The sequence below is a fragment of the Candidatus Sodalis pierantonius str. SOPE genome, from assembly GCF_000517405.1.
Classification (GTDB): Bacteria; Pseudomonadota; Gammaproteobacteria; order Enterobacterales; family Enterobacteriaceae; genus Sodalis_C; species Sodalis_C pierantonii.
In genome coordinates, this window is record NZ_CP006568.1 from 4,197,177 (window position 1) to 4,221,766 (window position 24,590).

General features: G+C 56.1%; 16 protein-coding genes and 7 pseudogenes. 11 read left to right on the plus strand and 12 right to left on the minus strand.

The genetic code is table 11. From position 1 onward, the window contains the following. The first annotated feature begins 268 nt into the window (after positions 1 to 268). The 3 genes from SOPEG_RS20815 (at position 269) to SOPEG_RS31065 (ending at position 1,953) form a co-directional block, all read left to right on the plus strand. Complete coding sequence (locus SOPEG_RS20815; RefSeq protein ID WP_081743085.1) at positions 269 to 556, plus strand: hypothetical protein; 288 nt, start codon at positions 269 to 271, stop codon at positions 554 to 556. A 266-nt stretch (positions 557 to 822) separates the two neighbouring features. Beyond that, the gene (rhaT, locus tag SOPEG_RS20820; RefSeq protein ID WP_025246781.1) at positions 823 to 1,857 is read left to right on the plus strand and encodes an L-rhamnose/proton symporter RhaT; all 1,035 of its coding nucleotides are present in this window, start codon (positions 823 to 825) and stop codon (positions 1,855 to 1,857) included. 39 nt (positions 1,858 to 1,896) lie between these two features. Continuing rightward, on the plus strand, positions 1,897 to 1,953 hold the full coding sequence (locus SOPEG_RS31065) for a twin-arginine translocation signal domain-containing protein (RefSeq protein ID WP_081743134.1): 57 nt from the start codon (positions 1,897 to 1,899) through the stop codon (positions 1,951 to 1,953). Between the two features lie 26 nt (positions 1,954 to 1,979). On the opposite strand, the gene SOPEG_RS20825 is transcribed toward SOPEG_RS31065, so the two are convergent. Beyond that, on the minus strand, positions 1,980 to 2,834 hold the full coding sequence (locus SOPEG_RS20825; RefSeq protein ID WP_025246782.1) for a helix-turn-helix domain-containing protein: 855 nt from the start codon (positions 2,832 to 2,834) through the stop codon (positions 1,980 to 1,982). Positions 2,835 to 2,979: 145 nt separating this feature from the next. Beyond that, positions 2,980 to 3,804 (minus strand): HTH-type transcriptional activator RhaS, encoded by an 825-nt coding sequence (gene rhaS / locus SOPEG_RS20830; RefSeq protein WP_025246783.1) that lies wholly within the window; start codon positions 3,802 to 3,804, stop codon positions 2,980 to 2,982. A 316-nt stretch (positions 3,805 to 4,120) separates the two neighbouring features. Between rhaS and SOPEG_RS20835 the strand changes: the two genes are divergently transcribed. The 4 genes and pseudogenes from SOPEG_RS20835 to rhaM all read left to right on the plus strand — a co-directional run bounded on the left by SOPEG_RS20835 (position 4,121) and on the right by rhaM (position 7,790). Next, positions 4,121 to 5,362 (plus strand): FGGY family carbohydrate kinase, encoded by a 1,242-nt coding sequence (locus tag SOPEG_RS20835; protein WP_038469178.1) that lies wholly within the window; start codon positions 4,121 to 4,123, stop codon positions 5,360 to 5,362. Next, positions 5,359 to 6,615: pseudogene (locus SOPEG_RS20840) on the plus strand (L-rhamnose isomerase). The gene SOPEG_RS20835 and the pseudogene SOPEG_RS20840 overlap by 4 nt, the downstream one beginning before the upstream one ends. Before the next feature lie 12 nt (positions 6,616 to 6,627). Further along, positions 6,628 to 7,462, plus strand: a pseudogene (rhaD, locus tag SOPEG_RS20845) (rhamnulose-1-phosphate aldolase). A 13-nt stretch (positions 7,463 to 7,475) separates the two neighbouring features. Further along, a pseudogene (gene rhaM, locus SOPEG_RS20850) lies at positions 7,476 to 7,790 on the plus strand (L-rhamnose mutarotase). Positions 7,791 to 7,959: 169 nt separating this feature from the next. On the opposite strand, the gene ruvX reads toward rhaM, so the two are convergent. The 6 genes from ruvX to SOPEG_RS20880 form a co-directional block, all read right to left on the minus strand. Next, the gene (gene ruvX, locus SOPEG_RS20855) at positions 7,960 to 8,385 is read right to left on the minus strand and encodes a Holliday junction resolvase RuvX (protein ID WP_025246785.1); all 426 of its coding nucleotides are present in this window, start codon (positions 8,383 to 8,385) and stop codon (positions 7,960 to 7,962) included. Then, positions 8,385 to 8,948 (minus strand): YqgE/AlgH family protein, encoded by a 564-nt coding sequence (locus SOPEG_RS20860; protein ID WP_025246786.1) that lies wholly within the window; start codon positions 8,946 to 8,948, stop codon positions 8,385 to 8,387. The genes ruvX and SOPEG_RS20860 overlap by 1 nt, the downstream gene beginning before the upstream one ends. 115 nt (positions 8,949 to 9,063) lie before the next feature. Next, positions 9,064 to 10,020, minus strand: coding sequence for a glutathione synthase (gene gshB, locus SOPEG_RS20865; RefSeq protein WP_025246787.1), 957 nt, complete (start codon positions 10,018 to 10,020; stop codon positions 9,064 to 9,066). 11 nt (positions 10,021 to 10,031) lie between these two features. Further along, a complete protein-coding gene (gene rsmE, locus SOPEG_RS20870) occupies positions 10,032 to 10,757 on the minus strand; it encodes a 16S rRNA (uracil(1498)-N(3))-methyltransferase (protein WP_025246788.1) in 726 nt (241 codons plus the stop codon). Positions 10,758 to 10,851: 94 nt separating this feature from the next. Beyond that, positions 10,852 to 11,556, minus strand: coding sequence for a deoxyribonuclease I (gene endA, locus SOPEG_RS20875; protein ID WP_025246789.1), 705 nt, complete (start codon positions 11,554 to 11,556; stop codon positions 10,852 to 10,854). Positions 11,557 to 11,667: 111 nt separating this feature from the next. After that, complete coding sequence (locus SOPEG_RS20880) at positions 11,668 to 12,183, minus strand: SprT family zinc-dependent metalloprotease (protein WP_025246790.1); 516 nt, start codon at positions 12,181 to 12,183, stop codon at positions 11,668 to 11,670. 285 nt (positions 12,184 to 12,468) lie between these two features. On the opposite strand from SOPEG_RS20880, the gene SOPEG_RS20885 reads away from it, so the two are divergent. Further along, positions 12,469 to 13,689, plus strand: coding sequence for an ISL3 family transposase (locus tag SOPEG_RS20885; RefSeq protein WP_025246791.1), 1,221 nt, complete (start codon positions 12,469 to 12,471; stop codon positions 13,687 to 13,689). 4 nt (positions 13,690 to 13,693) lie between these two features. Here the strand turns inward: SOPEG_RS20885 and SOPEG_RS28055 are convergent, their stop codons facing one another. From SOPEG_RS28055 to metK, 3 genes and pseudogenes are all read right to left on the minus strand, one after another. After that, positions 13,694 to 13,990, minus strand: coding sequence for a hypothetical protein (locus SOPEG_RS28055; protein ID WP_148297154.1), 297 nt, complete (start codon positions 13,988 to 13,990; stop codon positions 13,694 to 13,696). Positions 13,991 to 14,242: 252 nt separating this feature from the next. Then, a pseudogene (locus SOPEG_RS20890) lies at positions 14,243 to 15,602 on the minus strand (sugar porter family MFS transporter). Positions 15,603 to 16,272: 670 nt separating this feature from the next. Continuing rightward, positions 16,273 to 17,439, minus strand: coding sequence for a methionine adenosyltransferase (metK, locus tag SOPEG_RS20895; RefSeq protein ID WP_025246792.1), 1,167 nt, complete (start codon positions 17,437 to 17,439; stop codon positions 16,273 to 16,275). 811 nt (positions 17,440 to 18,250) lie between these two features. Here metK and speA point away from each other — a divergent pair. Together speA and speB are read left to right on the plus strand one after the other, a co-directional pair. Continuing rightward, positions 18,251 to 20,198: pseudogene (gene speA, locus SOPEG_RS20900) on the plus strand (biosynthetic arginine decarboxylase). A 19-nt stretch (positions 20,199 to 20,217) separates the two neighbouring features. Continuing rightward, positions 20,218 to 21,131: pseudogene (speB, locus tag SOPEG_RS20905) on the plus strand (agmatinase). Positions 21,132 to 21,300: 169 nt separating this feature from the next. Here speB and fliB read toward each other — a convergent pair. Next, positions 21,301 to 22,539 (minus strand): annotated as a pseudogene (fliB, locus tag SOPEG_RS20910) (flagellin lysine-N-methylase). Positions 22,540 to 23,386: 847 nt separating this feature from the next. Here fliB and pgk point away from each other — a divergent pair. Beyond that, the gene (pgk, locus tag SOPEG_RS20920; RefSeq protein ID WP_025246795.1) at positions 23,387 to 24,550 is read left to right on the plus strand and encodes a phosphoglycerate kinase; all 1,164 of its coding nucleotides are present in this window, start codon (positions 23,387 to 23,389) and stop codon (positions 24,548 to 24,550) included. Positions 24,551 to 24,590: the final 40 nt, after the last annotated feature.

The window sequence follows — 24,590 nt, forward strand, 5'->3', positions numbered from 1 at the left end:
AAAAAACGCGGCATTGCAGCATCCGTACAGCTTTTCTTGCGCCCTCGCTGGCATGACACAATACCCTTGCGGACATGACGCAATGCACTCCCGGCGCCGTGACGTTGGGCACCGGGCAGCGATTTATTGCTACGTGAACATCACTTTGGCCACGGATTGTTTTGTCTCTTGTCATGCCGTCTCGTATGCTGCTGCTGTTCCCCGGCGCTGACCAGCGCCGAAGGAGCGGGCGGCGGTATCGTGCTTCACTACAAGGAAAGACAACTAGATGAAAATCAAGCAAATGCTTATAGCCGCGGCGTGTTTGGTGGCGCCGTTCGCCGGCGTTGCCGGCCAGGCCCATGTTTGCCATTCAACCACCGTAAAAATCGATTTAAGCAAAGGCCCCGGCAGTCATGAATTATCCGACAGCACGGTGTTTAATTGCCCTGACATTGGCAGCAAAACCATTCCTGCACTGGCACAGGACGGCTGGAAAATGGTCTCGGTGACCGAGCAGGGCGGACCTGATGACGATCCGGACGTCACCAATCTGTATTTTGAACTGTTAATCTAAAAGGATTAAACGTTCTCGACCGGCGGCGGCCATTCAGGTTAGCCGCCGCAATCCACGCCCGCCATGATGTTATCCGTTTGTGACCGCGCTCACTATCAGGTTGCTGATATTGCCACGCTAACAAAAAAGATGGCAATGATCCGAAGGCGTTACGCCCAGCAAGATCCCTACACTGACCTCCGCGTTTGTTGACCGTATTCCTCCATCACCGCTTCCTCGCAGTTCGACGCCGGCGGCGATCTCACTTTGCAGACAGGAGCTTGTCCATGGGTAGTTCTATCGTGCTGGGGATTTTCTGGCATTTCATCGGCGCCGCCAGCGCCGCCTGTTTTAATGCCCCGTTCAAAAAAGTTCGTCACTGGAGCTGGGAAACCATGTGGTCCCTTGGCGGTTTCTTCTCCTGGGTCATTCTGCCCTGGGTCATCAGTTGGATGCTGCTGCCGGACTTCTGGGCCTACTACCGCAGTTTTCCCTGGGGTACGCTGCTGCCGGTCTTCCTGTTCGGTGCGATATGGGGCGTCGGCAATATTAACTACGGCTTGACGATGCGCTACCTGGGGATGTCGATGGGAATTGGTATTGCCATCGGTATTACGCTTATTGTCGGCACATTATTAACGCCTCTCCTTCAGGGGAAATTCGGCGTCCTGCTCAACACCACCGGCGGCCGGATTACCCTGGTCGGGGTGTTGGTGGCGGTCGTCGGCGTGGGTATTGTCAGCTATGCCGGCCTGTTAAAAGAACGGGCCCAGGGGGGCCGGGCGGAAGAATTCAACCTTAAGAAAGGGTTATTGCTGGCGATCGTTTGCGGCTTCTTCTCGGCGGGCATGTCGTTTGCTATGGACGCGGCGGTACCGATGCATGAAGCGGCGAAAAACGCCGGAATTAGCCCGCTTTACGTTGCGCAGCCCAGCTATGTGGTGATTATGGGCGGCGACGCTATTGTCAATCTGGGCTACTGCTTTATCCGGCTCGCTACGTGCCGGGAAATATCCCTGAAGGCCGATCTCTCGGTCGGGAAATCGCTGCTGATAGCCAATGCGCTGTTTTCAATTCTCGCCGGCGTCATGTGGTATCTGCAATTCTTTTTCTACGCCTGGGGTCATGCCAATATTCCATCCCAGTACGCGTTCGTTAGCTGGATGCTGCATATGAGCAGCTATGTGCTGTGCGGCTGCATCGTCGGACTGGTGCTGAAAGAGTGGCTGGGCGTTGGCAAAAAACCCGTAAGCTGGTTATGTATCGGCGCGCAGGTGATTATCCTGGCCGCCAATATCGTAGGCTTGGGTATGGCTTCCTGAGCTCCGCGTGGTAAACGGCGGTCGAGTGACGGTTACGGAATTAACCGGCGTGGCGCGTTACAGGCCTCGGGTGCCGCCGGCGCAAGCGCGCCATAGGTGCGGCCTAGCGGCGTGATCAACCGTCAACCGGGGCTGAGGACCTTCTGAAAGCGCTGGCGGTATTGGCGCGGCGACAGCCCGTAAGCCTGGTTGAACACCACTGAAAAGTAGTTGCTGTCGTCGAAGCCGCACAGCGAGGCGACATCGCCTATCGCCTGCTGACCGTGGCGCAGCAGGTCCATCGCCTTGCACAGGCGTAACTGACGCAAATAATGATGAATACCCATACCGGTATGGTTTTTGAACATCACCCGCAACGTGCGGGCGTTAAGGCCGTACTGGCGGCAAAAATCATCCAGGCGGAAAGGCGCGCTGATATTGACGCGCAGCGCCATCAGCAGCAGATCCAGCTGTTCGGCGTCGGAGATAAATGGGCTGTCCGGGGCATGACGGAAACGTTTAGTCCTCAGCGCCAACTGCAAAAACAGAGTTTCACTCAGCAGCAGCGATAGCGCATCGGATTTCATGCACTCCTGCGCCAGCGCATCGACGCTCTGGCGCAAAATGGCCATGCCGGGCGTGCTTAAACGCCAATACTGTCGCGCCTCCGTCCCCGAAGCATGGCCGGGAAGCAGATCCTGCCAGTTAACGTTGAGGGTAAGCAGTTCGCGCCGGTATAAAACGTTATCCAGCTCTAAATCGTTGACCGATTCATAACCGTGGCGGTCGCGGGCGTTGATATAAAAAAGATCGCCACAGGTGATGGGATAGGGCACTTCATTAAGAATATGCAGGCCATTGCCGCGCCAGACAAAGACGATTTCGTCAAACTCATGACTATGCTGTGGAAAGGCGGGCTGTGGTCGACGATCGGCAACGGTGACCGCGTTTTTGTCGGTCAGGAAATAGTCGGAAACCTGCAGCTTAAGGCCATTCATGCCGTCATCCCCTAAGCTAAAAAGCAATAGAGAATAATGACATAATTTTGTGGTTAATTATCTGATTATCGTTGCAAAACACATTTTTTGTCGCGTCGGAAGGAGGGGCGGTGATGGCCGGGTAACCGCCCGTCGCGTGCGGCACCTACAACAGGTCGGGATAGCCCTGGCGCAGCATTTTCGGCGAATGAGAGAACTCACGCCGGAACTGGGTGGAGAAATGATTGCTATCGCTAAAACCACAGGCGTGGGCAATTTCCGTGATCGTTTTATCGGACTGTTTTAGCTGCTTGCGCGCCTCCAGCAGGCGTAACCGGTTCAAATATCGCTGAGGCGTCATCCCGGTTTGCTGCTTTAGCTGGCGATGTAGCGTGCGCAGCGGTAACTGAAATTGATCGGCGAGGGTCAGCCAGTCGACATTGTCGCTGAAATTATGCTGAAGCCAGCGTAACAGATCTTGCAGACGCTGCTCGCGGTTGCCGTCGCTGTGGGCCTGGAAACACCCCTGGCGCAGCACGATAAGCAATTGCAGAAATTGCCCTTCGCTGGCGGCAATATTCTCCGACGACAGATCACCGCTCAGCGCGTCGAGAGTGTGAATCAATTGCTTGGCCTGCTGCAGCGCCGCGTGATTGACTTGCCAGTGAACCTGTCGTTCGCCCGGCAGAAACGGAGCGATATTCTGCAAAAAACGAAATCCGTTGGGGGCGCGGTACAGCACGTTGATCATATTCAGCCGATCCACGCTTTCAAACAGATGGTGGTCATCGGCCCGGACAAAACAGACGGTGCCGCTACACAGCATGTGAGGTTGATCGTTGAAGACATGTATGCCCGATCCGTTTTCCACCAGCACTATCTCCCAGAAATCGTGATAATGCTCGGGAAAATCCCACTGCGGCGGGCGGGGTACGATGGCAACCGTAGCGTCTGGGGAAACAAAAAAATCATCACCGTACAGTAACGTCATTTCAGGCACCTCAGCATGATACAGGGACCTTATCTTATGCCGCGATAATGCGGTACGCCTTCAATTCCCGACCGTCAAACGCCGCATTGCGGTTTTTTTTCAAGTTTTGCGGCCCCCGTGATGGATTTTGCGGCGAAGATCACAGGTGGCCGGAGGGGGGCGCGGCGACAAACGGAGGCGATATTGCTTTTGTGATCGGATTCACATTCACCTTGACGATTTTGCCAGCCCGCTAGCGCCGGTGGCAGCCACCGGAAGGTGGCGTCGCCTGTTCCTGCTTACACTGCCAACCAGAGCAGCAACGAGGACAAGGACTATGGCGATGCGAAATATCATAGCGGTCGATCTGGGCGCCACCAGCGGCCGAGTGATGCTGGCGACCTGGGACGGCGCCGCGCAGCAGATAAGCCTGCGGGAAGTTCACCGCTTCGCTAACGGCTTCGTTAAGCAGCAGGGGGCGGATTGTTGGGACTTGGACCGCCTCGAGCAGGAAATCCTTACCGGCATCGGTCAGTTGGATCGCGACGGCACAATTCTAGACAGCATCGGTATTGATACCTGGGGCGTGGATTATGTGTTACTTGACCAGGCGGGCGCGCGCGTCGCGCCGGCGGTCAGTTACCGCTACCATCGCACCGATGGCGTCATGGCGCAGGTGAGCGCCGATCTGGGCCGGGAGGACATCTACCGGCGTACCGGGATCCAATTTCTGCCGTTTAACACCCTTTATCAGTTGCAAGCCTGGCGTCAGCGGCAGCCGGAGGCTGCGGCAAACGACGTCGCGCATCTGCTGCTGATCCCCGATTACTTTCATTACCGGCTGACCGGCGCGCTTAACTGGGAATATACCAACGCCAGTACCACGCAACTGCTTAATCTGGCGACGAATGATTGGGATCACGCCCTGTTGGACTATCTGGGGGTCCCCCGCCATTGGTTCGGTACCCCTCGCCCACCGGGCAATACGCCCGGTTATTGGATTAGCCCGTCAGGACAACGGGTGGCGGTTATCGCCGTGGCGACTCATGATACCGCCAGCGCGGTGGTCGCCTCGCCCCTGCAAGACGAAAGCTGCGCCTACCTGAGCTCCGGCACCTGGTCGTTAATGGGCGTGGAAAGCCACAATCCGTTTTGCGACGGCCGCGCCCTGGCGCTGAATATTACCAATGAAGGCGGCGTGAACGGCCGCTACCGGGTGCTTAAAAATATTATGGGCCTGTGGTTACTGAACCGCATCACCCAGGAGCTGGGGATTGAGAGTCTGCCGGCGCTGCTGCATATCGTCGGCGGCGGCAGCCAAAACCGCTGGCTTAACCAGCTCACCGCCGATTGCTGCCAACTGTCGGTGTCCGCGGGGCCGGTGGAAGCGTCCGCGCTCGGCAACGTGGGGTGCCAGCTCATGGCGCTTAACGAAGTGACAGACGTAGCGGCCTGGCGCCGGATCGTCACGCGCAGTTTTCCGCTGGCGCACTACCTGCCCAGCCCGATACCCGATTTTGCCCATCATTGGCAACGCTTTCAGGCGCTTTGCCATTCGCAAGAGGAAATCCTGTTATGAACTCATCCCTTGAACAAGCCTGGCAACTGGCCAAACAGCGCTACGCCGATAGTGATGTCAACGTGGAGCAGGCGCTGGCGCTGCTGGATACGCTGCCCGTTTCGATGCATTGCTGGCAGGGCGACGATGTTGCCGGTTGTGAGAACCCCACCGGCACCTTGACCGGGGGGATTCAGGCCACCGGTAATTATCCCGGTAAAGCCACCAATGCTCAGTAACTGCGCGCCGATCTGGAGCAGGCGTTTAGCCTGATCCCGGGATCGAAGCGGCTCAATCTGCACACCATTTATCTGGAGGCGGAGCAACCGGTAGAGCGCAACGCCATCGAGCCGGCGCATTTCGCCCGCTGGGTCGCCTGGGCGCGGGATCAGCATCTGGGGCTAGACTTTAATCCTACCTGCTTTTCCCATCCATTGAGCGCTGATGGCTTCACCCTTTCCCATGCCGATGACAAGATTCGTCAATTTTGGATTGAGCACTGCCAGGCCAGCCGTCGCATTTCCGCCTATTTCGGCCGTGAATTGGGAACGGCGTCGGTGATGAATATCTGGGTACCGGACGGGATGAAAGATCTCACCATTGATCGGCTGGCGCCGCGCGAGCGGCTGATGGCGGCGCTGGATACGGTTTTGGCGGAAAAACTGGGCCCGCGCCATCATATCGACGCGGTGGAAAGTAAATTATTCGGCATCGGCGCGGAAAATTATACCGTCGGTTCGGCGGAATTCTACCTTGCCTACGCCACCAGCCGCGGTACCGCGCTGTGCATGGACGCCGGTCATTTCCATCCCACCGAGGTCATCTCCGATAAAATCTCCAGCGCCAGCCTGTTTGTCCCGCGTTTGCGGCTGCACGTTAGCCGGCCGGTGCGCTGGGATAGCGATCATGTGGTTCTGCTGGACGATGAAACACAGGCTATCGCCAGCGAGATCGTGCGGCAAAAACTGTTCAACCGGGTCCATATCGACCTGGACTTCTTTGATGCCTCCATTAGCCGTATCGCCGCCTGGGTTATCGGCACCCGTAATATGAAAAAAGCGCTGCTGCGCGCGCTGCTGGAGCCCACGGACACGTTGCGTCGCTTGGGACAGGACGGCGATTATACGGCGCGTCTGGCGCTGCTGGAGGAGCAAAAATCGCTGCCGTGATAGGCGGTGTGGGATCGTTCTTGCCAACAACATCAGGTACCGGTGGGCAGCGATTGGCTGTCGTCGGTGCGCGAATATGAACAAACCGTGTTAAGTCAACGCTGAGGATACCTGGTTATGCAATCATTACTTTCTTCCTGGTTCGTTCAGGACATGGTCAAGGCGACCAGCGATATGTGGCTCAAAGGCTGGGACGAACGCAACGGCGGTAACGTAAGCCTGCGCCTGACGCTAGAGGATGTCGCCCCCCTACCGGGCAGAGTTTAACCCGCAGCCGCGCAGCGAAACATTGTCGGCGCCGGTGCCGGCGCTGGCCGGCAGTTATTTTCTGGTCACCGGCTCCGGCAAATTTTTCCGCAACGTGCAGCTCTCTCCCGCCGACAGTTTAACACTGTTGCAACTCAATGAGGACGGCACCGGTTACCGTATCCTGTGGGGGCTTATCGCCGGTGGACTGCTCACTTCCGAGCTGGCCACGCACCTGCAGTCCCATGCCGTGCGTAAACAAGTGACGGGAGGCGGCGATCGGGTCATCATGCACTGCCACGCCACCAATCTTATCGCCTTAAGCTATGTGCTGGAGCTGGATACCGCCCGCTTTACCCGCGAGCTGTGGGAAGGCAGCACCGAGTGTCTGGTGGTGTTCCCCGACGGGGTAGGCATCATTCCCTGGATGGTCCCCGGGACCGACGGTATTGGCGCCGCTACCTCGGAAAAAATGCACGCGCATTCGCTGGTGCTCTGGCCTTTTCACGGTATTTTCGCCAGCGCTCCCTCGTTGGATGACGCTTTCGGCCTGATTGATACCGCGGAAAAATCCGCCGAGGTGATGATGAAAGTCCGCTCGATGGGGGGCAAAAAGCAGACCATCAGTTGCGCTGAACTCGTCGCGCTCGGCGAGCGTTTCGGCGTGACGCCGATGGCGGCGGCGCTGGACGTTGAGTCGCGTTGAACGGGGAAATGTGATGATAAGAAAAACCTTTATTATGCAGGTCAATCCCGAAGCGCATCAAGAGTATGAACGCCGGCACAATCCGATCTGGCCTGAGCTGGCGCAGACTCTAAAGTAGCACGGCGCCCATCACTACAGTATTTTTCTTGATGAACAGCGCCATCTACTGTTCGCCTATGTAGAGATGGAATCCGAAGCGTGTTGGAATGCGGTGGCGGAGACGGAAGTGTGCCAGCGCTGGTGGCGCCATATGACCGACGTCATGCCCGCCAACGCCGATAACAGCCCGGTAAGCGCCACCCTGCGGCCGGTGTTTTATCTGGAGTAAGTCGGTCCGTGGTAGCGGCAAGAGAGACGCGCCGTTGCCCTGCGTTATGATATCGCCACTGTTGCGGGCCAGGAGACCTTCCTGCGAGCTGTGGCAGTACCGCTGCGCGGCGTGTAGGTCGCCTCTGCCGGCGATGACGCCGCAGGCGACCGACGATGGTGCCGTAGTGTTACTCGGGAAATTGTTCGAGCCAGCTTTCCAAAATGATGACCGCCGACCCTGCGTCCACATTGCCTTTCTCCAGCGCGCGATAGCCGCCGCGCGCAAACAGACCCGCGCGGGCTTCGACGGTGCTGAGGCGTTCATCGTGCAGCACTACCTGTACGCCAAAGCGGCCGTGCAGCCGGTTGGCGAACTTGCGCGCCCGGGCGGTCAGCGGCTGTTCGCTGCCGTCCATATTCAGCGGTAACCCCACCACTACCGTATCCGGCCGCCACTCGTTGAGCAGTTTTTCGATCTGCTGCCAGTCAGGCACGCCGTCACGGGCCTTGAACGCCGTCAGCGGTCGGGCGGTACAGGTAACGCGTTGACCAATGGCCACGCCGATGCTGCGCGTACCGAAATCGAATGCCATGATGCTGCCGGCGCCGGCCATTAGGCATGACCCGCCTGGTTGGCGATATTATGAATATCGATGCCGAGGGTTTTGGCCGCTTCGCGCCAGCGGGCGGCGATGGGGGTATGGAACAGAATTTCGCTGTCGGCGGGGGTGGTAAGCCAGGCGTTTTCCAGCAGCTCGCGCTCCAGCTGGCCCTGCTCCCAGCCGGAGTAGCCGAGCGCGACCAGCACATCCTCGGGCTGATCGGCGGTGCCGAGCGTCTCCAGCACATCCTTGGAGGTGGTTATCATCGTTTGCGGCGAAATACCGATGCTGGATCCAAAACTCTCGCGCGGCGTATGCAGGATAAAGCCGCGGTCATCCGCCAGCGGGCCGCCGGCAAACACCGGTTTGTCCAGCCGGATGGCCGGATCGCGGTCGGCGGGCATGATTTTAAGCTTGTGCAGCACGTTTTCGACGGTGAATTGCTCGACGGGCTTGTTGATGACGATACCTATGGCGCCGTCACTGTTATGCTCGCAGATGTAGACCACCGAACGCTTGAACAGCGGATCCTGCAACGAGGGCATGGCAATAAGAAAATGGTGCTGTAAATTCATGCTTTAAATAGGCAACATCAGTAAGTTTAAAAAATAGACGGCGTCCAGTATGCGGGCAAAATGGTGATAAGTCACTGGCCGCAAGCGAAATCAGATTGCGGCCACGTCACACACATCAGCGTTGTTGCGCCGCCAAGCGTTTTTCTATTGCGTCCATCAACATACCGGTGATGGAAATAGGGAAAGCCGCTTTGATCTCCCGTATGCAGGTGGGACTGGTGACGTTAATCTCCGTCAGCCGGTCGCCAATGATATCCAGACCGACGAAAATCAGCCCTTTCTTCTTCAGTACCGGCGCCACGTCGCGGGCGATTTTCCAGTCGTTGTCGCTGAGCGGGCGGGCCTCACCGCGGCCGCCGGCGGCCAAATTACCGCGGGTTTCGCCGCTTTTGGGAATACGCGCCAGGCAATAGGGAACCGGGTCGCCATCCACCACCAGCACCCGTTTATCGCCGTCTTTGATGGCCGGCAGATAATTTTGCGCCATACAGAAATGGCGGCCGTAGCCGGTCAAGGTCTCAACAATGACCGTCAGATTGGGATCGTCTTGCTTGACGCGAAAAATCGACGTACCGCCCATGCCGTCCAGCGGTTTCAGGATGATGTCGCCGTGCTCTTGCCAGAAGGCACGGATGTGGTCGTCGCGGCGGCTTACCAGCGTATCCGGCGTGTGGCGCGCGAACCAGGCGGTGAACAATTTTTCGTTGCAGTCCCGCAGGCTCTGCGGTTTGTTGACGATAAGCGCCCCTTCATCTTCCGCACGTTCCAGAATGTAGGTGGCATAGATAAATTCGGTATCGAAGGGCGGATCTTTGCGCATCAGGATCACATCCAGTTCGCCCAGGTTGATATCCTGTTCGCCGTTAAAGCTGTACCAGGCGTCATAATCCTGTTTTACCGACAGCAGACGGGTGGTGGCCCGCGCCTCGCCGCCGCGCAGATACAGGGAGCTCATTTCCATATAGTGAATTTCATAGCTGCGGCGCTGCGCTTCCAGCAGCATGGCGAAGCTGCTGTCTTTTTTGATATTGATGGAGGAAATCGGATCCATCACGATGCCAAGCTTAATCATTGTCTTCTCCTTTACCCCAAATCGCCGAAACGCACCTGCAGGGCGGTGATGGCGGTGATGGCGGTGGTCTCAGTGCGTAACACGCGTGGCCCCAGCAGAATATCGGTAAATCCATAATTGGCGGTCAATGCAATTTCCTCCGCCGACAGGCCGCCTTCCGGCCCGATCAGCAGGCGAATATCGTCCGCCGGCAGCGTATTAATGCGCTGTTCGGCGCGGGGATACAAATTAAGTTTTAACCCCGCGTGCTGTTCCGCACACCAAGCCTCAAGTGTCATCGCGGGGCGGATCTCCGCCAGGCGATTGCGGCCGCACTGTTCACAGGCGCCGATGGCGATTTTGCGCCACTGCTGCAGCTTCTTTTCCAGCCGCTCGCCCTCCAGCTTGACGCCACAGCGTGCCGAAAACAATGGTGTGATAACATTTACCCCCAATTCAATGGATTTCTGGATAGTGAATTCCATTTTTTCCCCGCGAGACATCACCTGTCCCAGGTGCAAATGCAGCGGCGATTCGCGATCTTCCGTGCGTACCGACAGCACCCTGGCCTCGACGGTTTTTTTGTCCACTCGGCTCAACCGGGCGCTAAAAACCTGATTACTGCCGTCAAACAGCTCAAGCGGCGCGTCGGTGGTCATGCGCAGCACCCGGCTTAAATGATGCGCCGCGTCTTCGCTAACGTCGAGGACGTCGCCGACGGCCAGCGGCGCCGGATGATATATACGAGGTATTCGCATAAGGCGTGGTTATAATCCTGATTGTCTGGCCGCCCGGGGCGAATTTAACCCTACCGGCGTAACGGCGGGACCACTCTAGTGTAGAGCAGCGCTTTTATTGGCTGCAAGCCCGCGTGATATAAGGATTGAGATTGCCCTGCACCGCGGCGATACGCTGATTGCGTTTGCATTCCCACTCGGTCACCGGATAAGTACGGTCCCATACGTCAAATAACTGCGTTTGCGCCCGGGAAAGACGAAGCTGGTAACGATCGCGTGTGTAGAAGTAAGTCCGGGCGATGGCGCCGCGCGCGCGGGCGGGCGGCTCCGCCTGCTTGTTTTTGAAATCCACCTTCATTTCACAGCGGCCGTACTGGCCTTCGCCGCCGCGCCATTGACTGTATTGATAGTTGCCGCGATCGCCGTTCACTTCGCCGATCGCGGGTTGCAGGTTATGCAGGTCGGTTTCGATTTGCCTATAAACCGCATCTTTGGCGCAGCTTTTACGACCGCCGTTTTGCCAGCATTGGCGCTGATGGCCGAACTCCCAAGCCGGTACCACATGTTCCCATTCGATGCGGTTGGCGCGCAGCTCGCTTTTACGCACCTGATAGCCGCAGGACGCCAGATCCGGGATACCCTTTTTGCCCTGCCAGCGGATGGGACAACCGCAGTAAAAGGTGCCGGGTGCGTCGCGATTGATTTTCACCTCCGCCGCTTTCGCCTGGTTGAAATTGGTAATCTGCTGCACTTTGGCCGCGGTGGAAAAGGAAAGGAACAAGAGGGCAGCGGCCAGCAGGCCGGAAGTTTTATGCAGCATCATCAGCGTGTTCAATTTGGAAAAGCGCAGGTTACCTAATTGCGCAGCGACAGGCAAATTGAACGCGCGGTGCGTCGAATGACGGAAATGATGGAAAGCGCGCGAGGAGTCTTAACGTCCCGCCGTAGTTGTCTCGGGCTGTAATAGGTCGCCGCAGCGTCTGCAGCGGTATTGGGCCTCGCCGCGCAGAACGCGGTTATGCCGGCGTACGGTCAGGGCATGCTGCTGACAGCCGCAGCGATAGGGGAAGGTATTGGGTCTCACGACCGTCAGGTCAAATTCGTGGGTCCGGCGGGCAGGGGTTTGCAGCACGTGACTCATCATCCAGCGCCACTCCCGTCCGTGAGGCGCCACCCGGCCAAACTGGCGAAACACCAGCAGATGCGCCAGTTCGTGCGGAATCACTTCATCAATGAAAGTTTGCTGATTTTCCAGCAGCAACTGCGGATTCAGGCGAATTTCCCACCGCTCCAGCCAGGCGGTGCCGGCGGAGGTGCCGCGCTGTTGGTAGGTGATAGTGGGTTCGGGAAAAGTACAGTCAAAGTACGCCTCGGCCTGTGCGAGCTTGGCCCGCAGGCACTGCATGACGCTCTGTTGCAGGGCTATTGGAATACGTAACGGTTTCATATTCGTCAGCCTAACCGGCGGCGCATCAGGATGCAACCGCGTGAGCACGGCGTGCAGCACCGTCCAACCGTGCACAGGCCAACGTTTCGCTGCCGCAGATGGGCATTATAATCCGAGCGCGCCAGCGCGACCATCCGCCGCTCGGGGCGTCGTTGTCGTTAAGGGAGGTACTTGGGCTGAATTCGCGCCCGGCGCCCCTGGATAAGCATGGAAATAAAAGGGTCTTCCCCTGTTGTGGTGGCTAAGGGCATTATGATGGCAGTCTTGATTTTTGAGGAGTCTGCCATGGACGAAAAGTCCCTCTATGCCCATATCCTTAACCTGTCCGCACCGTGGCAGGTACAATCCCTTTCTCTTGATGAAAAATCTGGATCAGTGACGGTAATTGTCGGCATTGCCGAGCACACACAACTGGCCTGCCCAACCTGCGGTAAATCCTGCTCCATACATGATCATCGGCGTCGTAAATGGCGTCACCTCGATACCTGTCAGTTCACCACGCTGGTTGAGGCTGATGTCCCCCGCGTTGACTGCCCCGAGCACGGTTGCCAGACACTGCCTGTTCCCTGGGCAGGGTCAGGCAGCCGCTACACCTTGTTGTTCGAAGCCTTTGTTCTTTCATGGCTGAAAGTCAGCACCGTGGATGCTGTCAGAAAGCAGCTCAAACTCAGTTGGAATGCCGTTGACGGCATCATGATGCGCGCAGTCAAACGAGGCTTGGCCCGGATAAAACAACCCTTATCCGCCCGTCACCTCTGCGTGGATGAAGTCGGGTTCAAAAAAGGACACCAGTACGTCACCGTTATCTCTGACAGGCAGGGACGCGCTTTGCAACTGACCGACAACCGCGGTGTAGAAAGCCTTGCCAGTTATCTGCGCAGCCTGAGAGATCACCAGCTTGATGAGATAAAAACGCTGTCTATGGACATGAACATGGCCTATATCAGTGCAGCCCGCATCCATCTCCCCAATGCCGTCGATAAAATCGCTTTCGATCACTTCCATGTGGCAAAAATGTTGTGCGCCGTCGTTGATAAAACCCGTCAGGCTGAGATGAAACAGATCCCGTCGTCAGACAGGAAAGACGCCCACCGCTCACGCTATCTATGGTTTTACAGCAAACAAAATCGCCTCGGGTGCCGGGCAGAGAGGTTAGAAGTTGCCCGGCTGGTGTTACCCCAAACGAGCCAGTGCTGGGTAATGAAAGAGCTTGCTCGCGATCTGTGGCACCGCCGCTATGACAATCATAGCCGTAAGCTGTGGCAGGAATGGATGGCGATGGCTAAAGACACCGGCATACCGCTCATGGCCAGCATTGCTCGCATGGTGGCAAAACGCCTTTACAGCATTCTGAATGCAATGAAAAACCGGGTATCAAATGGGAATGCGGAGTCCCTGAACAGCAAAATACGGCTGCTCAGGATCAAGTCACGGGGCTTCAGGAACAAAGAACGTTTCAAGCTGGGCGTAATGTTCCACTATGGGAAACTAAATATGAATTTTTGAGCAATCATTTAAGGGAGTTATAAAATTTTTTTTGCTGGTGATGTTGTATTCGCTCGTCATTCTCCTTTTCTTTTTCCTTTTGCCACATATTGCTGCATCCCGGATCGCTAGGGATAAGACAATATTGAGTTTTATCAACTTGAGACTCACTTTTCTCCCAAGATAATTTTGGCGTTACCTCTGGTGACAGTGAATAGTCTTTTTTATCAGTGTTATACATCATATTTGGTGAGGCCGATGCTGCAACACCATGATGCAGTAAGATAAATGGGGCATATGCATATTTTTTTAAGCATGACATGAACGTTATTCCTTTAAACGTAAATACGTTTGACATCCATATAGAAGTCCAAGTTCCAGCCAAAAGAATAAGTAAAGTAAAAATGCAGAACTGTCGATTGAGCCATCACAACAGGGGAAGACCCAAATAAAAACACCGCCACACCCTGGCCATCGAGCAGGCTGCTAAGGCGGGCCTTTGCGGTCTACCTCGGCATAAAAAACGCCGCCGTCCAACGGGACGGCGGCGCAGGGTCTACGCAAAGGGGAGCGGTTAGTCCCGCGCGCCAATTTCGCGCAGCGGCTTGCCGGTCATCAGATTACGTTCGATATGCTCAAGGGAAACGTTTTTGGTTTCCGGAATCAGCATAATGGTCAATATGATAAAGATGACGTTCAACGCGCCGTACACCCAGAAGGTGTTGGCGTTGCCCAGTGTCTCCAGCATGGTCAGGAAGGTCGCGCCGACGATCATGTTGGCAATCCAGTTGGTGGCGGTGGACACGGTGGTACCGAAGTCGCGCCCTTTCAGCGGCTGAATTTCAGAACACAGTACCCAAATCAGCGGGTCGGCGCTCATCGCGAAGCCGACGATAAACAGCATCAGCATGATGATGGCGAAGTATTTTTGGAATTCGGTGTCGATCCCCAAGTGCAGCAGCGTACCCAGCACGCCCATACCGACCGCCATGATCAGGAAGCCCAGTTTCAGGGTCGGTTTACGGCCCCAGCGATCCACCAGACCGATAGCGATAAACGTCGCCAGCACGTTGACCAACCCGACAATCACCGTTCCCCACATCTGGTTGGAGGTGCTGGTAAAACCGGCAATCCCGAAAATTTTCGGCGCGTAGTACATAATCACGTTCATACCGGTGAATTGCTGCATCACCTGTAGCAGGACGCCGAGAAAGACCGCGCGGCGGAAATTACTGTTGTCTTTAAACAGCGCCCAGCCGCTTTATTTGATTTTCAAACTTTCGCGGATTTCTTCTAGTTCTTTGCGTACCTGTTCGCTGGAGCTGCGCAGCATATCCAGCACTTTTTGTGCTTCATGGTAACGCCCTCGGGCCGCCCGGCAGAAATAGCACGCCGATGAACAGCAATACCGCGGGAATGGTGATGATGCCCAGCATCCAGTGCCAGGAGCCGCTATAGCTGAAAGCGGTATCAGAGAGATAGGCCGCGAGGATCCCGATGGTGATCATCAACTGATACATGGAAATCATCGAACCGCGGATCTTTTCCGGCGCGATTTCCGACAGGTAAAGCGGGGCGGTATATGAGGCAATCCCGACCGCCAGCCCCAGCAGAATACGGGCGATGATCAGCGATTCCACATTGGGGGATAGCGCCGACCACAGCGAACCGATGATGAACAAAACGGCGCTGGTAAGCAGGCTGAATTTCCGCCCCAATTTGGCTGACATCCAGCCGGCGGCAAACATCATGGAGCTAACCACCCATTCCTGTTGCCGGTTATCGATGTGCAGATCCGTAGACAGGAAAGGCAGCGCGCCGGCGATGACGCCAATATCCAGTCCAAATAGCAGGCCGGCCAACTCCGCCATAAAACAAACGAAAAAAGTAAAACGAGCATGGGATCTGCCAGATTTATGTATGGCAATACTCATAATGCCTCCACGTACTACGTAAATTAATAATTATGAATGCTATGTAAATGCATGCTGACAAAGCGTGAACTCGATCACAAATATATAATCGGTTACATACCTTATCCCTATCTGTCAGCATATTCATCCGTAGCAAAAAGCGTTGCCCCTCTAATATAGGGTATTCAGAGCGGTTGTCATCGGGAATAATCCGGATGTCGTACCCATTTTGTAACAAATAAGAAATGAAGTATTTATTGTTTGCCATAATCATATTAACTTAATGATAATTATGATCTATTTTTCTATAATCGGTTTCAAAAAAGATCGGATTCTCTTTGGTGTGGCGGCGTGTTTTAGTTTAGATGAAACAAAAATTTTCGCTGAATAAGTTTTATCGCGCTGCACGGGGCGACTAGACAGTATCAACGCCGTAGAAAAACGTCGCTGTCCTGCGACAGTAGGCAAAATGGCACTAGCCGGTATGCGTCCGCCTGGTAAATAACTCGTATCACCCCGCGTGATGACGGGCCGCAGGCAGCTGGAGGATAACGCTAGGCTAGACCGCAACAGCGGGAAAGGGGCGCGCCAGGCCAGATCGCAGCCGCGGGGCGGCCAGCGCCGGACCCGACCGCATTAGGGGAGTGTGAAAGCAGCGACAGGGTGGGTGCGCGCTCGGCTTAGGCGGACTCTATCGGCAGGCGAATCCGGCGGGAAACCCGTCCCGCAGCAGTTCGGATTTATCGGTCTTTTCCCAAGGGAAATGTTCGCGTCCGAAATGGCCGTAGGCGGCGGTTTCGCGGTAGATCGGCTGCAGCAGATCCAGCATGGTGATGAGCCCATAAGGACGCAGGTCGAAGAATTCGCGTACCAGCGTCGTCAGGTTTTCCGCCGGGATCTTTTCGGTGCCGAAGGTTTCGATGGTGATGGAGGTCGGTTCCGTCACGCCGATGGCGTAGGACACCTGAATTTCGCAGCGATCGGCCAGACCGGCGGCGACGATGTTTTTGGCCACGTAGCGCGCGGCATATGCCGCCGAACGGTCAACCTTGGACGGATCCTTGCCGGAGAAGGCGCCACCGCCGTGACGGGCCATGCCGCCGTAGGTATCGACGATGATTTTACGGCCGGTCAGCCCACAGTCGCCCATTGGCCCGCCGATAACGAAACGGCCGGTCGGGTTGATAAAATATTTGGTCTGGGGGGAGAGCCATTCCGCGGGCAGAACCGGTTTGATGATCTCTTCCATCACCGCTTCTTTCAGCTGCGGCAGGGCGATGTCTTCCGCATGCTGCGTGGACAGCACCACGGTATCAATGCCCACCACTTTGCTGTTGTCGTAGGTGAAAGTGACCTGACTTTTGGCGTCCGGACGCAGCCAGGGCAGGGTGCCGTTTTTACGGACCTGGGACTGACGTGCCACCAAACGGTGCGCGTAGGTGATCGGCGCCGGCATCAGCACATCGGTTTCATTGGTGGCGTAACCGAACATCAGCCCTTGGTCGCCCGCGCCCTGTTCCAGCGGATCGGTGCGATCCACGCCCTGGTTAATATCCGGAGACTGCTTACCAATGGCGTTCAGCACGGCACAAGAGTTGGCGTCAAACCCCATATCTGAATGAATGTAACCGATCTCGCGGATAGTGCTGCGCGTCAATTCTTCAATATCCACCCAGGCGCTGGTGGTGATCTCGCCACCCACCAGAACCATACCAGTTTTAACATAGGTTTCGCAGGCGACGCGCGCCTTGGGATCCTGCGCCAGAATCGCGTCCAGCACGGCGTCGGAAATCTGGTCCGCGATTTTATCAGGATGCCCCTCTGAAACAGATTCAGATGTAAATAGGTGTTTAGCCATTGGTCTTTTTACCTTTGGATACGGGTTGGAAATGACTGCGTAGCGCTGGGGACGGGGCACCCGCAATACGCGATGCCCAGATGATGACGGTACGCGTCATGCTGCCTCCCCCGGAAACTGTCGTTCAGCAGTAAAACAGTTAATCAGTATAGATGGATTAACTTCTGGATGGCCATTTTAGGGTAGGGTCTCGGTTGAATGCCAGTAATTTTTTGGCTGAAATATATCAGCTAGTTTCAACGGAGGACAAAAAAGCGTCAATAAAGTGACATAGGCCAATTTCATTTTGCTTTTTTCCCCATTGAGCGGTATAAAATCGCGCGCGTTTACATCAGGTAACGTAAAAGTTAACCGAACGGGCGCTAAAAAATTTTACACTTATCCCCCGGCGCCCGGTTGAGGGCCTTATTTTCTCAGGAGACAGGGTTCATGACGTGTGTGATGTCTCTCGTTTCTGCATCCCGTTTCCGACGCGCGGTGCGTCAGGCCGCCTTTGCCCACGACGCCTCGCTCATCCTTTCTTGTCGAAGTCGCCGCCCGACCGGAGCGGCTCAGGACGCCCGGGCGGGCTAGCCGCGGGGTTCTGATTTCGGGCCACACGGCCTTTCATGCAATCCTAATTGATGGTGTTCCGCCATCCTGTAGCACGGAGTTCACCAAGGTGTTTTACAATTACTGTCTGGATAGACCGGACGCCGGCAGCGTTTCTTGCCGCGTTCGTTGCGCGCGGGCGGGCTGAGTGCCCTAACCGGCGTGAGCGCTGAACCGACGGTAGCCGGCAATAAAGCGTCGCGCCCGGGAGACCGCCGCCATGACTGATTCACGACTGGACCAGGAACCGCGCCGCGTGGCTCGACAAGACACTTTGCGCTCAATGCAGGAGGTAGCCATGAACGACAGCGACGCCAGCAAAATGCTGAGAACCTACAATGTCACGTACTGGGGCAATAACTACTACGACGTCAATGAGTTGGGTCATATCAGCGTTTGCTCGGATCCTGACTTTCCCGAGGCGTGCGTCGATCTGGTGGAACTGGTAAAACAGCGCCAGACCGAAGGCCAGCGTCTGCCGGCGCTGTTCTGCTTCCCGCAGATCTTGCAGCACCGCTTGCGCTCCATTAACGCCGTTTTTCAGCGGGCGCGCGATTCCTTTGGCTACCAGGGCGGCTATTTCCTGGTTTACCCAATTAAGGTCAACCAGCACCACCGCGTTATCGAATCGCTGGTCAACTCCGGCGAGCCCCTGGGCCTGGAGGCCGGTTCCAAAGCGGAACTGATGACGGTACTCGCCCATGCCGGCATGACCCGCACGGTGATCGTCTGTAACGGCTACAAAGACCGGGAATATATTCGCCTGGCGCTCATCGGCGAAAAGATCGGCCATAAAGTCTACCTGGTAATTGAAAAACTCTCCGAAATCACGCTGGTGCTGGAGGAGGCGGAACGGCTGAATGTGGTGCCGCGCCTCGGCGTGCGCACCCGCCTGGCCTCGCAGGGCTCCGGCAAATGGCAATCGAGCGGCGGCGCAGGTGCTGCAACTGGTCGATCTGCTGCGTGCGAAAGGGCGGTTGGATAGCCTGCAATTACTGCACTTCCACTTGGGTTCCCAATTATCGAATATTCGCGATATCGCTTCCGGCGTGCGTGAATCGGCGCGTTTTTATGTCGAATTGCATAAATTGGGTGTCCATATTGAATGTTTCGACGTCGGCGGCGGTCTGGGGGTCGATTATGAAGGCACCCGTTCGCAATCCGACGGATCGGCCAATTATGGCCTGAACGAATATGCCAACAACGTCATCTGGGGTATCGGCGATGCCTGTAATGAATACGGTCTGCCGCACCCAACGGTCATTACCGAGTCCGGCCGGGAGGTAACGGCGCACCATACGGTGCTGGTGTCCAATGTCATCGGCGTGGAGCGTAATGAATTTAGCGAGCCGCGTCCGCCGGAGACGGACGCCCCGCGCGCGTTGGAAAGCCTGTGGCAGACCTGGCAGGAAATGCAGGAGCCGCGCAATCGTCGTTCGTTGCGCGAATGGTTGCACGATAGCCAAATGGATTTGCATGATGTCCATACGCAATATACTCACGGTATGCTGGATCTGACGCAGCGCGCCTGGGCCGAGCAGCTGTATCTCAGCATCTGCCGCTTGATCCAGACGCAGCTCGATCCGAGCAATCGCGCCCACCGGCCGATAATCGATGAATTACAAGAGCGTATGGCGGATAAGCTGTACGTCAACTTCTCGCTGTTCCAGTCGATGCCGGATGCCTGGGGGATAGACCAATTGTTCCCGGTTCTGCCGCTGGCGGGGCTGGATAAGCCGCCGGAAGGGCGCGCGGTGCTGCTTGACATTACCTGTGACTTTGATGGCACCATTGATCATTACATTGACGGCGATGGTATCGCCACCACCATGCCGATGCCGCCTTACGATGCCGATAATCCGCCGGCCCTCGGCTTTTTTATGGTGGGCACCTATCAGGAAATCCTCGGCAACATGCATAACTTGTTCGGCGATACCGCCACGGTGGATGTGTATGTGTTCAAGGACGGCAGCCTGGAGATGAACGAGTCTGACGAAGGTGATACTGTTGCCGATATGCTGCGCTATGTGCAGCTCGATCCCGATGTGCTGCTGACCCGTTTCCGTGACCAGGTGAAAGATACCGATCTGGATGCCGGACTGCAAAGCGAATTCCTGGAGGAGTTCGAGGCGGGCCTGTACGGTTACATTTACCTAGAAGATGAATAACGTTAAGTAAAGAATGATGATGAGTACCCTGGGTCATAATTACGATAATTCGCTGGTGTCGAACGCTTTCGGTTTCCTGCGCCTGCCGCTGGAATTCAATCCGTATCACACGGACGCAGACTGGGTGATCACCGGTATTCCCTTCGACATGGCGACCTCCGGGCGTGCCGGCTGCCGGCACGGGCCCGCCGCGATCCGCCAGGTTTCCACCAACCTCGCTTGGGAAGGCTGCCGCTGGCCGTGGGATTTCGACGTGCGTAAGCGTCTCAAGGTGGTGGACTGCGGCGACCTAGTGTATGAATTCGGCGATGCGCAGGATTTTTGCGACAAATTGCAGGACCACGCCGAACGGCTCCTGGCGGCCGGCAAACGGATGCTGTCGTTTGGCGGCGATCACTTCGTCACGCTGCCGTTATTGCGCGCTCACGCCAAACACTTTGGCAAAATGGTGCTGGTGCATTTCGACGCCCATACCTATACCTACGCCAACGGCAGCAAGTTCGATCACGGCACCATGTTTTATCATGCGTCCAACGAAGGATTAATCGATCCCGCCCACTCGGTGCAGATAGGCATCCGTACCGAATTCGAGCGCGATAACGGGTTCACCGTGCTCGACGCGGGGCAGGTTAACGACCGCAGCGTTGACGATGTTTTGGCGCAGGTGAAGCAGATTGTGGGTGACCTGCCGGTCTATCTCACGTTCGATATCGATTGTCTGGATCCCTCCGCGGCCCCCGGCACCGGTACGCCGGTCTGACCAGCGATCGGGCGCTGAAGCTGCTGCGCGGGCTGCAACCGCGGAATATCGTCGGTATGGACATCGTCGAAGTGGCGCCAGCCTATGACCAGGCGCAGATCACCGCGCTGGCTGCCGCCACGCTGGCGCTGGAAATGCTTTACATCCAGGGCGCCAAGCGGGGCGACGACTGACGGGGAAGGCGGTGTGCCGGCGGCCCCCTGGGATAATGCCAGCACGCTCCAAGGGGGCGTCAGATGCGTGATAAGCATGGCGTCCGCTTCTGCGCCCGCAGTGGCAAACGGTATGGTCTGTCTGCTCTCGCCCGCGGCGCGAGCCGTGCCGTTTGTCCGCGAGTAAGGTCTAGTTCAATAACAACAGACACGACAGGTCGTCGCCATAATTCAGTTTGTCGATGAGCGCATCAAGCTGGGGCCGGAAATGGGCGGAGTGCATCGTCACGGTGGCGTAATGACTAAAGGTAAGCTGAACCGCTTCTTCCAATACCGCGCGGCCGCGAACCGACTGCACCGATAGCAGGGTTTTCAGATAGAAAAAATCGATAAAATAGTAATATAAAGTCCTTAAGCTATGGGTAAGATCCTTCAGGCCGAATGTTGAGTGATGGAACTGATACAAGAAATAGTTTTTAAGGACGTGCGGCGGGGCCAGGCAACTGTCATGAAGCAGTTTTCTCCATTCATCATCCAATAGTTGCCAATTCTCGGGCATATTCGCTTGCAACATTTCGTCTTGCAGCCCAAAAAATTGCATGGTATCGCCAACCGAGGAGAGTAAGTGTTGACGCGATCGTCCCGTGGTGGTGAAAAAACGCAGCATCACCAAAAGCAAAGAGAATTTGAAGTGGTGTCTGGCCGGTGTGGTGATAGCCTTTCTTTTTTGATAAATCTGGCCGTCGGTCAACTCCTTGACCAGCGAGGTAAACAGACTTTCCATCCGCGGATAATTCTCCTCCACCCGATAATTCAGCGATTGTAAGAAGATCATAAACTGTACTAGGGCATACAGGTTGTCTTCGATAAAGGGGCTGTGCGCCATAATCAGATGACGGCAGAATAACTGAATAATCTGTTGCTCCTGGGTAACCTCTTCTCGCCGAGCGCTGCCGACGGACTCGGTGATTTTAGTGCGTTTTACGCTGGTTTTTTTCTCATACTTCAATGCATCGGGATGGAACAATACGAGGCGTACCGCCTCCGGACACGAGAAACTTAATGAATGCTGGCGATAACTCTGGATGGACGTTTCAATGCGTGGATAGGTTTGGCAGGTTTGACTCATTGCACTCGGACCCAGCGTCAGGTAGATGTTTCACAGTTTTTGCTGGTTGAGAAAAGGGCAATTACCATCCTCTTTCAACGCGATATAGGCGTAGCGATGAGCATGCTGTTCTGAGCTGTTAGGTATCAGATATTTTTCTGTAATATCTTTTATTTCAATTTGATGAGCAGCCTTATAGGTCTTATAGGTTTTTTTATCGATATGAATCGTCCACCCGCGGCAGCAGTGGGAGAGGCATTGCTCGCCTCGGCATTTGAAATTTTTATAGAAAACAGGCGTGATCTCACGATGCAGTTTCATGAATTAGACTCTGGCAGTGGGGGAAGTAGGGGGGGCACGTTATCAGCTGAGGTCGCCCGGCAATCGCCATAAGACCGCGACAAAAGCACGCCGTTTTACGACCGCCGGCAGACGCTTCATCCGGCAGCGTTTTGGCCGGGCGTTCAGGCTTGCCAGTCCCCGGCATCAGGCATTACAGCATCCCGGCACGGCTACTCAAGCGCCTCGGCATCGCGGCGCCCCCCATCTAGGCACCCCAGCCGGCACCCCCAGCCCTCGGCACCCTGCACCCACCGCCACCCGTCTGCACCCCACACTCCGCACCCCACGCCCTGCACCCACCCCAGCATCATCGTTTCCCGCTCGTGACGGCTCACTTAGCATGCGGGGAGAATAGGCTGTCGGCCAGTAGACGGAATCGGCGGAATTGTCATGGCCAGGCGCGATAATTTTGCGTCATTAAGAAGATCTGCATCACAAAATCAGCAAAATTATTCCTGCCGAGAGTAGATTTGATTATTCTAAATGAATCGATTCAGTTAGCGGCGTGATGATCGCGACGGGCGTGACCCCGGCAAGGGATGTTGCGTGCGGTCTCACCTTCCGAGCGGATGGCAAAAGCAGGCACGGGCATTATTTCGTGATATAGTTGATAATAGAGGATTATTAGTCAGGCTGACATACATTGCCCGCCGCCCGCCGGGGTGAGCGGCTGTGGGGCAACGTTTCATCCCCTGACGTGTCAAAGATTCAGGCCTGGCCCATAGACGTTGGATGGACGGGGCCGCGAGCGACTACTGGTCCGGTGTGAGGAAGCCTTTCCCCGCCGCTCAGGCAATTTAGCAAGCATCAAACAAGAGGGTTCACCATGGCTGTAATTAAGATGACCGATTTGGATCTGGCTGGTAAACGTGTTTTTATCCGTTCCGATCTGAACGTGCCGGTTAAAGACGGGAAAGTGACTTCCGATGCGCGCATCCGCGCCTCTCTACCCACTATCGAAGCCGTATTGAAACAGGGCGCGCGCGTCATGGTGACCTCCCATCTCGGTCGTCCGACCGAAGGGGAATACAACGCCGAGTTTTCTTTGCAGCCGGTGGTGGATTATCTGAAAGGCAAATTGTCCTCTCCGGTCCGTCTGGCCAAAGATTACCTCGATGGCGTAGATATCGCCGAAGGGGAACTGGTGGTGCTGGAAAACGTGCGCTTTAACAAGGGCGAAAAGAAAGATGACGAAGCCCTGGCGAAGAAATACGCCGCGCTGTGCGACGTGTTCGTCATGGATGCTTTCGGCACCGCTCACCGCGCCCAGGCTTCTACTCACAACGTAGGTAAATTTGCCCCCGTTGCGTGCGCCGGTCCGCTGCTGTCTAATGAACTTGAGGCGCTGGGCAAGGCGCTGGATAACCCGGCCCGGCCGATGGTGGCCATCGTTGGCGGCTCAAAAGTCTCTACCAAGCTGACCGTACTGGACTCGTTGTCGAAAATCGCCGATCAGCTCATCGTCGGCGGCGGCATTGCCAATACCTTCGTGGTGGCCCAGGGACATAATGTCGGCAAATCGCTTTACGAGGCCGATCTGATCCCGGAAGCCAAACGTCTGCTGGAAAGCAGCGATATCCCCGTGCCGACCGATGTCCGCGTCGCCACCGAGTTTTCCGAAACCGCGACCGCCACCTTGAAATCCGCCAGCGACATTCAGGACAATGAGCAGATTCTGGACTTGGGCGATGTTTCCGCCGCCCGTCTGGCGGAAATTCTGAAAAACGCCAAGACCATTTTGTGGAATGGCCCGGTCGGCGTGTTTGAGTTCGCCAATTTCCGTAAAGGCACCGAAGTAGTGGCGCGCGCCATCGCCGACAGCGAGGCGTTCTCTATCGCCGGCGGCGGTGACACCCTGGCGGCCATCGACCTGTTTGGCATTGCCGATCAGATCTCCTATATTTCTACTGGCGGCGGTGCTTTCCTTGAATTCGTCGAAGGTAAAAAACTTCCCGCGGTGGTCATGCTGGAAGAACGCGCGAAACAGTAAATATTCAGCGGGCGGACGCTTTCGGCGTTCGTCGTCGCCG

Coding starts and splice junctions, on each gene's coding strand:
- rhaT (WP_025246781.1), top strand. CDS start 823: ATGGGTAGTTCTATCGTGCTGGGGATTTTCTGGCATTTCATCGGCGCC.
- endA (WP_025246789.1), bottom strand. CDS start 11,556: ATGCTGCATAAAACTTCCGGCCTGCTGGCCGCTGCCCTCTTGTTCCTT.
- SOPEG_RS20835 (WP_038469178.1), top strand. CDS start 4,121: ATGGCGATGCGAAATATCATAGCGGTCGATCTGGGCGCCACCAGCGGC.
- metK (WP_025246792.1), bottom strand. CDS start 17,439: ATGGCTAAACACCTATTTACATCTGAATCTGTTTCAGAGGGGCATCCT.
- rsmE (WP_025246788.1), bottom strand. CDS start 10,757: ATGCGAATACCTCGTATATATCATCCGGCGCCGCTGGCCGTCGGCGAC.
- pgk (WP_025246795.1), top strand. CDS start 23,387: ATGGCTGTAATTAAGATGACCGATTTGGATCTGGCTGGTAAACGTGTT.
- ruvX (WP_025246785.1), bottom strand. CDS start 8,385: ATGGCCGGCGCCGGCAGCATCATGGCATTCGATTTCGGTACGCGCAGC.
- SOPEG_RS28055 (WP_148297154.1), bottom strand. CDS start 13,990: ATGTCATGCTTAAAAAAATATGCATATGCCCCATTTATCTTACTGCAT.
- SOPEG_RS20815 (WP_081743085.1), top strand. CDS start 269: ATGAAAATCAAGCAAATGCTTATAGCCGCGGCGTGTTTGGTGGCGCCG.
- SOPEG_RS20885 (WP_025246791.1), top strand. CDS start 12,469: ATGGACGAAAAGTCCCTCTATGCCCATATCCTTAACCTGTCCGCACCG.
- SOPEG_RS20825 (WP_025246782.1), bottom strand. CDS start 2,834: ATGAATGGCCTTAAGCTGCAGGTTTCCGACTATTTCCTGACCGACAAA.
- rhaS (WP_025246783.1), bottom strand. CDS start 3,804: ATGACGTTACTGTACGGTGATGATTTTTTTGTTTCCCCAGACGCTACG.
- gshB (WP_025246787.1), bottom strand. CDS start 10,020: ATGATTAAGCTTGGCATCGTGATGGATCCGATTTCCTCCATCAATATC.
- SOPEG_RS20860 (WP_025246786.1), bottom strand. CDS start 8,948: ATGAATTTACAGCACCATTTTCTTATTGCCATGCCCTCGTTGCAGGAT.
- SOPEG_RS20880 (WP_025246790.1), bottom strand. CDS start 12,183: ATGAAACCGTTACGTATTCCAATAGCCCTGCAACAGAGCGTCATGCAG.